The organism is Sphingobacterium sp. PCS056 (genome assembly GCF_023273895.1).
GTDB lineage: Bacteria > Bacteroidota > Bacteroidia > Sphingobacteriales > Sphingobacteriaceae > Sphingobacterium.
Window position 1 is genome coordinate 1,191,132 of sequence record NZ_CP096883.1, and the last position, 13,198, is coordinate 1,204,329.

Here is a 13,198-nt window from a genome sequence, read left to right on the forward strand (position 1 = left end):
TCAAGCTAATAGGCTTGATCTTCTTATTTCTATTGTATTTTCCAATTCGATTGTTTCAAAATCAGTATAGTGCGGATGCTTGATTAGGTATATTAGTTTTTTCATGGCAGTATGACCGATTTCGCTAGCGGGTTGTTTAATTCTGCTTAATGCAGGGTTTAAAGAGTCTGGAATGGAAATATTGGAAAATCCAATTACGGCTATTTCTTCAGGAACTCTAATATTAAGTTCTGCTAATATTCCTAGTGTTCGCGTCGTGATGACATCGGTAGCTCCAAATATGGCATTTAATTTATGTTCAGCATTTAAAGTTTTTTGAATCGCACTTTTTATTTGTTTGTCCAGTATTTCTGTATCTTGGATATTGCATTCAATAAAATAATAAGGTTTTAATGGAATTTCAAATTCTCGTAATGCTTCTTTATATCCATTAAGTCTATCTTTTGATACCCCCAGTTGATGTCCAGTAATATGAAGGATATTGGTGCGGCCTTGTTCTAATAGATGTTTAGTAGCTTGATATGCCCCATCAAAATTATTCACTCCAACTTTATCTGTTTTTAATTGATTGACGGTCCTATCGAAGATAACGACAGGTTTTTGATTCTCTTGCAATTCCTTTAATAGATTTATATTTGATGTTTCGCTTACAGGAGAGATTAAGAGTCCGTCGATACCTCTGGAGTTTAATACTTCAATGCAAGATTTTTCCACAAGTACATCTTCCCTACTCTGCATAATGATGATATCATAGCCCGTTTCTATTGAAGCCTTTTGAATCCCATCTAATATTTCAGCGATAAAGGTGTTGTTTATAGCACATACAATAACTCCAATGGTATTGGTTTTGCCAATTTTTAGACTTTGAGCCACTTTATTGACGCTAAAATTCATCTCAGCAGCATAGTCCTGAACCATCTTTTTGGTTTTTTCACTTATTTCGTAACTATCGGATAATGCTTTGGAGACCGTGGAGATTGAAATATTGAGTGCTTTAGAGATATCTTTGAGGGTAGTCTTGGCCATTGTGCTTACTATTTTGGTTATTATGTATAGATAAAGGTATTTATAAATCTGAGATTAACCTAAATATTGTATCAATAGGTGAGGTTCTTTTTAGCTAGGATCAATCATTTTTTATTGATTATATCTTTAATGATAAATCAATCACACAATGTTACAGCAAGTTAAGATAATATGAACAAATAAGACAGAAAACATTAGGAAGTGAAGGATAAAAGTTCCTATCTTTGCACCACTCCGCAAGGGAGGAACGGCTGATCCGAGAGGGGAAGCACTGAAAAAAGAAGGGTTTAATTTAGTTTAAACGCAGAAACTTAAGGAAAACAAAAAAATAAATTTTCACATTTATTTTGGAGATACCAAAAAGATTTCTACCTTTGCAGTCCCAACGGAAACGAAGGGAAAACAAACAAGACCGATACCGGCGCAATGCCGACATCATATAAAGCCGAAGCGAGATGCGGGAGCGAAGAAAGTTCTTTAAAAATATAATCATGTAACGTAACGAGTAGTGTTGAGAAACAACGAAAGTTAAAAAAATCAACCTGTTCAATTTTAGAATTAGAAATAAAATACAAGACAATTCTATTTATTATAAATAGTCTTGATCTTACACTTCATTTTACAATGGAGAGTTTGATCCTGGCTCAGGATGAACGCTAGCGGCAGGCCTAATACATGCAAGTCGGACGGGATTGAAATTAAAGCTTGCTTTAATTTCATGAGAGTGGCGCACGGGTGCGTAACGCGTGAGCAACCTACCCATATCAGGGGGATAGCCTCTCGAAAGAGAGATTAACACCGCATAACATCATTTACCGGCATCGGATTATGATCAAATATTTATAGGATATGGATGGGCTCGCGTGACATTAGCTAGTTGGAGGGGTAACGGCCCACCAAGGCTACGATGTCTAGGGGCTCTGAGAGGAGAATCCCCCACACTGGTACTGAGACACGGACCAGACTCCTACGGGAGGCAGCAGTAAGGAATATTGGTCAATGGAGGGAACTCTGAACCAGCCATGCCGCGTGCAGGATGACTGCCCTATGGGTTGTAAACTGCTTTTGTCAGGGAATAAACCTTTCCACGTGTGGGAAGCTGAATGTACCTGAAGAATAAGGATCGGCTAACTCCGTGCCAGCAGCCGCGGTAATACGGAGGATCCAAGCGTTATCCGGATTTATTGGGTTTAAAGGGTGCGTAGGCGGTCCTATAAGTCAGTGGTGAAAGACGGCAGCTTAACTGTCGCAGTGCCTTTGATACTGTAGGACTTGAATCTATTTGAAGTGGGCGGAATAAGACAAGTAGCGGTGAAATGCATAGATATGTCTTAGAACTCCGATTGCGAAGGCAGCTCACTAAGTTAGTATTGACGCTGATGCACGAAAGCGTGGGGATCAAACAGGATTAGATACCCTGGTAGTCCACGCCCTAAACGATGATAACTCGATGTTTGCGATACACAGTAAGCGTCCAAGCGAAAGCGTTAAGTTATCCACCTGGGGAGTACGGTCGCAAGATTGAAACTCAAAGGAATTGACGGGGGCCCGCACAAGCGGAGGAGCATGTGGTTTAATTCGATGATACGCGAGGAACCTTACCCGGGCTTGAAAGTTAGTGAATGATCCAGAGACGGATCAGTCCTTCGGGACACGAAACTAGGTGCTGCATGGCTGTCGTCAGCTCGTGCCGTGAGGTGTTGGGTTAAGTCCCGCAACGAGCGCAACCCCTATGTTTAGTTGCCAGCACATTAAGGTGGGGACTCTAAACAGACTGCCAGCGTAAGCTGTGAGGAAGGTGGGGACGACGTCAAGTCATCATGGCCCTTACGTCCGGGGCTACACACGTGCTACAATGGATGGTACAGCGGGCAGCTACATAGCAATATGGTGCTAATCTCTAAAAGCCATTCACAGTTCGGATTGAGGTCTGCAACTCGACCTCATGAAGTTGGATTCGCTAGTAATCGCGTATCAGCAATGACGCGGTGAATACGTTCCCGGGCCTTGTACACACCGCCCGTCAAGCCATGAAAGTTGGGGGTACCTAAAGCATGTAACCGCAAGGAGCGTGTTAGGGTAAAACCGATAATTGGGGCTAAGTCGTAACAAGGTAGCCGTACCGGAAGGTGCGGCTGGAATACCTCCTTTCTAGAGCATTCAGGATTGAAGCTCGTTACGTACACACATGGTTTATATAAGAAACAAACAAGAGACAAAACATTTGAAGAAATGTGCCCATCCCTGATTGGATGGTCCAGAGAGATAGAAAGATAAGCTAGTCCCGTAGCTCAGTTGGTTAGAGCACTACACTGATAATGTAGGGGTCAGCAGTTCAAATCTGCTCGGGACTACCAAAAATACACGGGGAATTAGCTCAGCTGGCTAGAGCACCTGCCTTGCACGCAGGGGGTCATCGGTTCGACTCCGATATTCTCCACAGGTTTGCCCGGACGCTAAGATACTGCGTTCATATACAGGCATACAAAGAGTTCTTTGACATATTGAAAGAAAAAAAATTACAAGAGAAGACAACAGTAGAGACAATACTGTGGTGTGTCTGATGTATTATGAAGACCCTCGGTCAAGGCCGAACGGATTAATGCGTAGCACCATGGTTATATATATCAAAAAGCAACCCATAGTAGCAAAAGGGCTATGAGGTGAAGAAAGTAAATAAGGGCACACGGGGGATGCCTAGGCTCTCAGAGGCGATGAAGGACGTGATAAGCTGCGATAAGCTTCGGGGATTAGCAAATGTGAGTTTGATCCGAAGATTTCCGAATGGGGCAACCTAGCATACTGAAGGTATGCTGTAAAATACGCGAACGCGCTGAACTGAAACATCTAAGTAGGCGTAGGAGAAGAAAATAATAATGATTTCCCAAGTAGTGGCGAGCGAACGGGAAAGAGCCCAAACCAACTTTGTTACGGCATGGTTGGGGTTGTAGGGCTGCGAAGTGGCATTAGCAAACAGAAGTGGAATGGGATGGGAAGCCCAGCGATACACGGTGATAGCCCTGTACACGTATAGAATGCTAGCCTAGCAGTACCCTGAGTACCGCGGGGTCGGAGACGCCCTGTGGGAATCTGTCAGCACCATCTGATAAGGCTAAATACTCCTGAGAGACCGATAGTGAACTAGTACCGTGAGGGAAAGGTGAAAAGAACCTCGAACAGAGGAGTGAAAAGAACCTGAAACCGTGTGCTTACAAGCGGTCGGAGCTGGCAGGTCCAGTGACGGCGTGCCTTTTGCATAATGAGCCTACGAGTTACTCTTGTCTGGCAAGGTTAAGTGGTTCAGCCACGTATCCGAAGCGAAAGCGAGTCTTAATAGGGCGCATAGTCAGATGAGGTAGACGCGAAACCTTGTGATCTACCCTTGGGCAGGTTGAAGTTGCAGTAACATGTAATGGAGGACCGAACCGATAAACGTTGAAAAGTTTCCGGATGACCTGAGGGTAGGGGTGAAAGGCTAATCAAACTGGGAAATAGCTCGTACTCCCCGAAATGTTTTTAGGAACAGCGTCGGCATGGAGTCTTATAGAGGTAGAGCTACCGATTGGGTGCGGGGGAGTCAAATCCTACCAAATCCAGACGAACTCCGAATGCTATAAGATATGGCCGGCAGTGAGGCTTTGGGTGCTAAGGTCCAAGGCCGAGAGGGAAAGAACCCAGACCATCAGCTAAGGTCCCTAAATATACGCTAAGTTGAACTAACGAGGTCCGATTGCCTAGACAGCTAGGATGTTGGCTTGGAAGCAGCCATTCATTTAAAGAGTGCGTAACAGCTCACTAGTCGAGCGATCGGGCGTGGATAATAAACGGGCATCAAGTGTATTACCGAAGCTATGGATTCATACTGAAATATGTATGTCTGGTAGGGGAGCATTCTATTTACGGCGAAGCGGTCTGGTAATGGTCCGTGGAGTGGATAGAAAAGCAAATGTAGGCATAAGTAACGATAAGGCGGGTGAGAAACCCGCCCACCGAAAGACTAAGGTTTCCTGATCAACGCTAATCGGATCAGGGTTAGTCGGGGCCTAAGGCGCATCCGAAGGGAGTAAGCCGATGGACAACTGGTTAATATTCCAGTACTTTTTATAACTGCGATGTGGTGACGGAGTAGTGACACTGCCGCGAACTGACGGAATAGTTCGTTAAAAGGCGTAGGTATAGGGACGGTAGGCAAATCCGCCGACCCTGCTGAAACCCAATAGTACAGCAAAGCTTCGGCGGCGCTGATAGAGCAGGTAAACAGACTTCCAAGAAAACCCGCTAAGCTTCAGGTTATAAAAACCCGTACCGTAAACCGACACAGGTAGTCGAGGAGAGAATCCTAAGGTGCTCGAGTGAATCATGGCTAAGGAACTCGGCAAAATGGCCCTGTAACTTCGGGAGAAGGGGCGCTTCCTCCAGCAATGGAGAAGCCGCAGTGAAAAGGCCCAGGCGACTGTTTAACAAAAACATATGGCTTTGCAAAATCGAAAGATGAAGTATAAGGCCTGACACCTGCCCGGTGCTGGAAGGTTAAGAGGGGATGTCATCGCAAGAGAAGCATTGAATCGAAGCCCCAGTAAACGGCGGCCGTAACTATAACGGTCCTAAGGTAGCGAAATTCCTTGTCGGGTAAGTTCCGACCTGCACGAATGGTGTAACGATCTGGGCGCTGTCTCAGCCATGAGCTCGGTGAAATTGTGGTATCGGTGAAGACGCCGATTACCCGCAACGGGACGGAAAGACCCCATGCACCTTCACTATAGCTTAACATTGGAATTGGGTACAGGATGTGTAGGATAGGCGGGAGATGTTGAAGTGGCTTCGCCAGGAGTCATGGAATCAACCTTGAAATACCGCCCTTTCTGTATTCGGTTTCTAACTCGGTTATGCCGAGGACATTGTTTGGTGGGTAGTTTGACTGGGGTGGTCGCCTCCAAAAAGGTAACGGAGGCTTTCAAAGGTAAGCTCAGTACGCTTGGTAACCGTACGCGGAGTGCAATGGCATAAGCTTGCTTGACTGTGAGACCAACAAGTCGAACAGGGTCGAAAGACGGACATAGTGATCCGGTGGTTCTGTATGGAAGGGCCATCGCTCAAAGGATAAAAGGTACGCTGGGGATAACAGGCTGATCTCCCCCAAGAGCTCATATCGACGGGGAGGTTTGGCACCTCGATGTCGGCTCGTCACATCCTGGGGCTGGAGAAGGTCCCAAGGGTTGGGCTGTTCGCCCATTAAAGTGGCACGCGAGCTGGGTTCAGAACGTCGCGAGACAGTTCGGTCCCTATCTGTTGTGGGCGTTGGAAGTTTGAGTGGATCTGTCCTTAGTACGAGAGGACCGGGATGGACTGACCGCTGGTAAACCAGTTATGCCGCCAGGTGTACGGCTGGGTAGCTACGTCGGGAATAGATAAGCGCTGAAAGCATCTAAGTGCGAAACTAGCCACGAGATGAGACTTCCTTATAGGGCCGTAGTAGACTACTACGTTGATAGGTTGCAGGTGTAAAGGTAGAGATATCATAGCTGAGCAATACTAATCACCCGAAGCTTTCTCAAGCAACGCAGACACTGTTGTCTTCCTCTTTTAGTTTTTCTTTCAATTGTCTATAGATTAGTATGTTGGATGGGATATTGTATATTTCATTCTTATGACTAATAAAAACATTTTAGGTGCCTATATCGGCGGTGTCTACCTCTTCCCATTCCGAACAGAGCAGTCAAGCCCGCCAGAGCCGATGGTATTGCCGTAACAGGTGGGAGAGTAGGTCGGTGCCTTTTTTTATACAAATAGCCTTGTTGAAAGGCTATTTGCTTTTAAATCTGATTTGTTTATATCAACATTGTTGATTCAAAATATTTTAGGTGTCTATATCGGCGGTGTCTACCTCTTCCCATTCCGAACAGAGCAGTCAAGCCCGCCAGAGCCGATGGTATTGCCGTAACAGGTGGGAGAGTAGGTCGATGCCTTTTTTTATACGAAACCACTAGCACATAATGCTAGTGGTTTTTTGTTTTATTACACTTTTCTGAACGGTAATCTAAACCGTATCTTTTATAATAATCATATTTATTCTGTTATTATCATAACAATATTACGAAAATCTACTTTTTTAGTCGTTTAATTTTTATAAACTTGAATATTGAAATGCATTTACGCATTTTGACATGCTATACTCGATTATGAAAATTAAATATATTGTCATTGCGCTATTAGTACTTGTATTTGGATACTTGATTTGGCAACGAATTGCGACCAATAAGGAAAAGGAGGCTACTCCTAATGCAGGAAAAGGAAAGACCGGTGATATGGCTGTATATGGTACAGTTATCTTTGCTGAATCATTTGCTGATAACCTTAATCTTACAGGAACAATAGAACCGGATGAACAGGTTGAGATTCGCTCGGAAGTTTCGGGTCTGATCGATCAATTGAATTTTTCTGAGGGTAGTCGCGTCAATAAGGGGGCTGTATTGGTCAAGATTGTAGCGGCTGATTTATTGGCGCAACTGGAACAGGCTAAAACGAGGACTCAATTGACATCTGAAAATGAAAGAAGAGCAAAATTGTTATTAGAGAAAGAGGCGATCAGCCAAGAAGAGTATGATATCGCTAGTGCTGATTATAGAACAGCAAAGTCTCAAATAGCTTTTATTGAAGCTCAGTTATCTAAAACCTATATTCGTGCTCCTTTTTCTGGTACAATCGGTCTAAGATCAGTATCGAAAGGGGCATATATCACACCAACATCTCCAATTGCAAAACTGGTCAAATCTGACCGTGTTAAACTTTCTTTTGCTATTCCAGAAAAGTATGTGAATAGAGTGTCTGTAGGTCAACGAATTTCTTTTAAAATTCCGGAATCTAAGGAAACTTTTGAGGCTAAAGTTTTTGCAATAGATCCATCTGTTGATTTAACGACTAGAACTTTATTGATCAAAGCTATCGCGGAAAATACACAAAATAAATTTGTACCTGGTGTATTTGTGAATGTTATATTGCCACTGGAAAGTATTGACGATGCATTAATGGTTCCGTCGGAAGCCTTGATACCGATCCAGAATGGTAAAAAAGTTTTTGTTGTCAAAGAGGGTAAAGCAAGAGAAGTGATTGTCGAGACGGGAGGAAGAACTAAGGATAAGGTGAATGTGTTGTCGGGTTTAATGAACGGTGACACTGTTTTGACTACAGGAGTAATGTCGCTTAAGAACGATGTTAAAGTGAAGGTTACATTACGTTAGTTGTTTTTTTATGAGTTTGTCTACAACAAGTATTAAGCGTCCCGTTTTAACGATTGTATTAAATTTGATGCTCATCTTATTTGGTATCATTGGTTATACTTATCTGGGTGTTCGTGAATTTCCATCCATCGATCCTGCTCAGATATCGGTGAGAACAAGCTATGCTGGAGCAAATGCTGATATTATCGAATCACAGATAACTGAACCCTTAGAAAAAGCGATTAATTCTATTGATGGTATTCGAAATATTTCGTCTTCGAGTAATCAAGGTACGAGTAATATAACAGTTGAGTTTAATTTAGGCAAGAATTTAGAGGAAGCGGCCAATGATGTGCGTGACAAAGTCTCTCAGGCAGTGAGAAGCTTACCTCAAGATATTGATGCTCCTCCTGTGGTATCGAAAGCTGATGCCGATTCGGAACCCATCATTACGATGACTGTTCAAAGTTCTGAGAAGAATATTTTGGAATTATCGGATTATGCCGAGAATACCATTTCACAGAGGCTTCAAACAATCCCAGGTGTCAGTTCTGTCCAGATATGGGGGCAAAAGAAATACGCTATGCGATTATGGTTGGATCCCGTAAAATTAAATTCATATGGCGTCACCGTATTGGATGTGAGATCTGCTCTAAACCTTCAAAATGTTGAACTACCCTCAGGAAAATTGACAGGCTCTAATACGGAATTGACAGTAAAGACTATCGGAAATTTAGCTTCAGAGGATGAGTTTAATGATATCATCATAAAATCTACAGGAAATAGTATCATTCGGCTAAGTGATGTCGGAAAGGCTGCTCTGGAGGCTGAGAATTTTGAAACGAAAATGTCGGATTCGGGACTGCCCATGTTGAGTATGGCGGTCATTCCACAGCCGGGTACGAATTATTTAGAAATTGCGAAGAATTTCTATAAAGAATTTGATCAATTGAAAAAGGATCTCCCTGAGGATATTGTGATGAAAATAGCACTTGATAATACATTATTTGTCAAACGTGCTGTTCTGGAAGTGGCCGAAACATTACTAATTTCTGTTGTTTTGGTTGTGTTAATTATCTTCTTATTTTTTCGAAATTGGTCTATTGCATTTCGACCACTAATTGACATTCCAGTATCTTTGATTGCAACATTCTTTGTGATGTATCTTTGTGGATTTTCCATCAATGTATTAACATTATTGGCGATTGTACTGGCAACAGGTCTAGTGGTAGATGATGGAATTGTGGTAACAGAGAATATATTTAAAAAGGTAGAAGAGGGGATGTCTCCTATTCAAGCAGCAATAAAAGGATCTAATGAAATTTTCTTTGCTGTGATATCCATTTCAATTACACTTGCAGCAGTGTTTTTACCTGTTGTCTTTTTAGAAGGATTTGTAGGACGGCTCTTTCGAGAGTTTGGGATAGTTATAGGGGCAGCTGTACTTATTTCGGCTTTTGTTTCCTTAACATTGACACCGATGTTAAATGCTTATCTGATGAAAGGTGGTGAACAGAAAAAGACTAAGTTTTATGATAAAACGGAACCTTATTTTGTTGCATTAACGGATGGATATGCCAATTCTTTGGTCAAATTCTTGAAAAAGCAATGGTTAAGTTACCCCATCATATTAGCTTGTTTTGCGCTTATCTACTTATTCTTTAATTTATTACCCAAAGAGACAGCTCCTTATGATGACCGTAGTTACTTAACTATGCGTGTTACCGCTCCGGAAGGTGTATCATACGATTATATGGATCGTTTTATGACTGAATTAACGACATTGGTAAATGATTCGGTTCCTGAAAAAGATGTCAGTTTGGTTATTACTTCTCCTGGATTTGGATCTGCTGCGGCTAACAGTGGTATTATACGCCTTGGTTTAGTGCAGCAAGAAGATCGAAGCAGAACTCAAGCTGAAATTGCCCGTGATTTATCTCGATTGACGCGTTCTTCTTCGGAAGCTAAGGTCTCTATTATGGAACAGCCAACGATTTCAGTAAATCGAAGAGGTGGACTACCTGTACAATATATTATACAGGCGCCAAATTTTCAAAAATTGGAAGAAAAGATTCCTGAATTTATGGATGCTGTGAATGATGATCCTACTTTTTCGATCACTGATGTTAATTTGAAATTTAATAAACCCGAAGTATATGTGAATATAGATCGGGAAAAGGCCTTGAGTTTAGGTGTTTCTATTTTGGACGTTGCACAGACGCTGCAGATGTCTCTTTCAGGGCAGCGATTTGGTTATTTTATGATGAATGGCCGACAATACCAAGTGATAGGTCAGTTTGATAAAAAAGATACAAGTACACCATTGGATCTTGCTTCTATATTCGTTAAGAATAAAGATGGTGAGTTAATTCAATTGGATAATATTGTAAAGATTGAGGAGCAGAGCAGTCCGCCGCAGTTGTACCATAATAATCGTTATATGTCTGCTACTGTCTCTGCCGGTTTAGCACCAGGAAAGAGTTTAGGTGAGGGAATAGAAGCGATGGATCGTATTAAATCGAAAGTGCTAGATGAAACTTTTACAACAGATTTAGGTGGTGAATCAAGAGATTTTAGGGAGAGTGGCTCTAATACTATGTTTGCTTTTGGTTTAGCCCTTTTATTGATATATTTAATTCTGGCTGCACAATTTGAAAGTTTTATAGATCCTTTTGTTATTATTATTACTGTACCGCTTGCTGTTGCTGGCGCACTATTTTCGCTGTGGTTATTTGGACAATCTTGGAATATCTTTAGTCAGATTGGAACAATTATGTTAATTGGATTGGTAACAAAAAATGGTATTTTAATTGTGGAATTTGCAAATCAGTTACGTGAGGAAGGTAAATCTAAATATGAGGCTATTATTGAGGCTTCTGCTGGAAGATTGCGTCCGATCTTGATGACTTCATTAGCAATTGCACTTGGGGCCTTACCGATCGCGTTATCTCTTGGTGCGGCTTCTACAAGTCGTATAGGAATGGGAGTTGTGATCGTAGGAGGAACATTGTTTTCGCTTGTATTGACTTTATTTGTTATTCCTGCGATCTATTTAATGTGGTCTAGAATAAAGAAGCATAATCCTGAACTGTCGAATATTGAAGATTAATATGAATAAGATTTATTATTTATTAGCCCTGTTGTTGATCCCAATGAGCACTGCTTTTTCGCAAGATGTACTGACTGCTCAAGAGGCAGTAACTATCGCTATGGAAAATAATTTCGATATATTGCTTACAAAAAAGGATGTAATCATAGCGAAAGAAAATGCGACATATGGAAATGCAGGGATCTTACCCAACCTTACAGCAAATTTTACTCAAAATAATAGTAGCCAAAATTCTAAACAAACACAGATTACAGGTGAAGTTAGAGAATTGGAAAATGCAAAGAACAATAGCATGAATTATGGGGTTAGTCTAGGCTGGACCATTTTTGATGGATTTGGAATGTTTGCGCGATATGAAAAATTAAATCAATTGAAATCAAGGAGTGATCTGGAGTTGAAATCTGTTATTTTAACAACGGTGGGTGATGTGTTAAACATGTATTATACGATCGTTTTAGAAGAGAATTTATTGCATACGATAGATTCTTCTATCGCCATTTCTAACGATCGTTTAAAAACAGCTGAAAACCGTTTTCAAATTGGAAAGGCTTCAAAACTGGAAGTCTTGAATGTTCAGGTAAACTTAAATGAAGATCAATCCTTGAGGTTAAAAAAACTGGAAACAATTGCTAATTTGAAAACGGAGTTAAACCGATTAATGGCAAGGGATTTAACAATAGATTTTGATGTTGAATATCAATTTCAGTTTAATGAAAATTTGCAAATCAATGCCTTATTACAAGAAGCCAGCGATCAAAATATCGATCTTCAATTGATCAAATTGGATAAACGCTTAGCCGAATTGGAACAAAAGGATGTCCGTTCAAAACGACTACCGGTGGTTAGACTCAATTCAGGATATAACTTTTCTTCATCAGAATCGAGTTTAGGGTTTGTTTCTCAATCTAACGCTAGAGGTTTGACTTATGGTGTAACTGCATCTTTGAATATTTTTGATGGATTTAATCAACGAAGGAGTGAACGTGTCGCTAAGCAAATGGTAGAAAAAGCTTCTATACAAATTGAAAGATCGAAAGAGCTTATCAATGCGACTATTTTGAAAGCATATCAAAGTTATATGACCAATATAAGCTTAACGAAATTGGAAGAGCGAAATGAGAAAATCGCTAAACAAAATTTAAATATAACTTTAGATAAATATAAGATAGGTACGATCAGCGCCGTTGAATTTAGAGACGCTCAGGAAAACTATGTCAATGCCGTGAGTAGGCTAAAGGAGGCTAATTACCAAGCAAAGCTTTCTGAGATAGGTCTAAAAGAACTTGTTGGCAACTTAGACTTGTAAGATTTAACAAGGGCACTAAGAGCCTAAAAGGCTGCTTAGCGTCCATCTTCGGTATAGAAGTCTAGGAGAGAACTCATATAAGGATCGTCCCAGCCATCTACGATATCAGCATAGTCTTCTTCTGGTATGTTAGTATGGTTAATTTCAATGGAAGTTCCCTTCTTGTGGTCATGTAGCTTGATCGTCACTATAGATTCGGAATCCTGCTCACCAAAATACCATTGTTGAACAATTTTCTTATTCGGGTCTAATTCGATAAATTTTCCTGTAATGGCACCATCCCACATCGAAAATTCGCCGCCGACAACTGGATTGATTTCTACTAAGTCTCCTGTCCAAAGACGTATGGTAATGTCGGTCGTCAAAGCTAAGTAGATCTCTTCGGGCTCTGCAGGTATTATGTAATATTTTTTGAAATCTTTCATATGAACAAAAATACATTTATTATAATTGAGAGTATCAATCTATTTTAATCTTTTCTGTACTGATAGAGAAATGAAAAAACAAAATGGGAGCCTGATCGAGTAAGACAAGTTTTTT

The 13,198-nt window shown here is 41.2% G+C and carries 5 protein-coding genes, 2 tRNA genes and 4 rRNA genes; 9 read left to right on the forward strand and 2 right to left on the reverse strand.

Annotated elements, in window-relative coordinates:
* Complete coding sequence (locus MUB18_RS05085) at positions 1–1,026, reverse strand: LacI family DNA-binding transcriptional regulator (protein WP_248755154.1); 1,026 nt, start codon at positions 1,024–1,026, stop codon at positions 1–3.
* A gap of 621 nt (positions 1,027–1,647) precedes the next feature.
* On the opposite strand from MUB18_RS05085, the gene MUB18_RS05090 reads away from it, so the two are divergent.
* The 9 genes from MUB18_RS05090 to MUB18_RS05130 all read left to right on the forward strand — a co-directional run bounded on the left by MUB18_RS05090 (position 1,648) and on the right by MUB18_RS05130 (position 12,658).
* Positions 1,648–3,177, forward strand: a 16S ribosomal RNA gene (locus tag MUB18_RS05090).
* Positions 3,178–3,306: 129 nt separating this feature from the next.
* Positions 3,307–3,383: transfer RNA gene (locus MUB18_RS05095), tRNA-Ile, on the forward strand.
* A gap of 9 nt (positions 3,384–3,392) precedes the next feature.
* Positions 3,393–3,466: transfer RNA gene (locus MUB18_RS05100), tRNA-Ala, on the forward strand.
* Between the two features lie 226 nt (positions 3,467–3,692).
* Positions 3,693–6,581: ribosomal RNA gene (locus MUB18_RS05105) — 23S ribosomal RNA — on the forward strand.
* Between the two features lie 110 nt (positions 6,582–6,691).
* Positions 6,692–6,803, forward strand: a 5S ribosomal RNA gene (gene rrf / locus MUB18_RS05110).
* A gap of 80 nt (positions 6,804–6,883) precedes the next feature.
* Positions 6,884–6,995 (forward strand): 5S ribosomal RNA (gene rrf, locus MUB18_RS05115).
* The 16S, 23S and 5S rRNA genes sit together here with 2 tRNA genes alongside, the layout of an rRNA operon.
* A gap of 210 nt (positions 6,996–7,205) precedes the next feature.
* Positions 7,206–8,264, forward strand: a complete 1,059-nt coding sequence (locus tag MUB18_RS05120; RefSeq protein ID WP_248755155.1) for an efflux RND transporter periplasmic adaptor subunit — start codon at positions 7,206–7,208, stop codon at positions 8,262–8,264.
* Between the two features lie 10 nt (positions 8,265–8,274).
* Positions 8,275–11,352: an efflux RND transporter permease subunit gene (locus MUB18_RS05125; RefSeq protein ID WP_248755156.1), complete on the forward strand. Its 3,078-nt coding sequence runs from the start codon at positions 8,275–8,277 to the stop codon at positions 11,350–11,352.
* A gap of 1 nt (position 11,353) precedes the next feature.
* Entirely contained in the window at positions 11,354–12,658 is a 1,305-nt protein-coding gene (locus MUB18_RS05130) for a TolC family protein (RefSeq protein WP_248755157.1), read from the forward strand.
* A gap of 35 nt (positions 12,659–12,693) precedes the next feature.
* Here the strand turns inward: MUB18_RS05130 and MUB18_RS05135 are convergent, their stop codons facing one another.
* Positions 12,694–13,083, reverse strand: coding sequence for an SRPBCC domain-containing protein (locus MUB18_RS05135; protein ID WP_045754030.1), 390 nt, complete (start codon positions 13,081–13,083; stop codon positions 12,694–12,696).
* Between the last annotated feature and the right edge of the window lie 115 nt (positions 13,084–13,198).

Coding starts and splice junctions, on each gene's coding strand:
- MUB18_RS05120 (WP_248755155.1), top strand. CDS start 7,206: ATGAAAATTAAATATATTGTCATTGCGCTATTAGTACTTGTATTTGGA.
- MUB18_RS05085 (WP_248755154.1), bottom strand. CDS start 1,026: ATGGCCAAGACTACCCTCAAAGATATCTCTAAAGCACTCAATATTTCA.
- MUB18_RS05130 (WP_248755157.1), top strand. CDS start 11,354: ATGAATAAGATTTATTATTTATTAGCCCTGTTGTTGATCCCAATGAGC.
- MUB18_RS05135 (WP_045754030.1), bottom strand. CDS start 13,083: ATGAAAGATTTCAAAAAATATTACATAATACCTGCAGAGCCCGAAGAG.
- MUB18_RS05125 (WP_248755156.1), top strand. CDS start 8,275: ATGAGTTTGTCTACAACAAGTATTAAGCGTCCCGTTTTAACGATTGTA.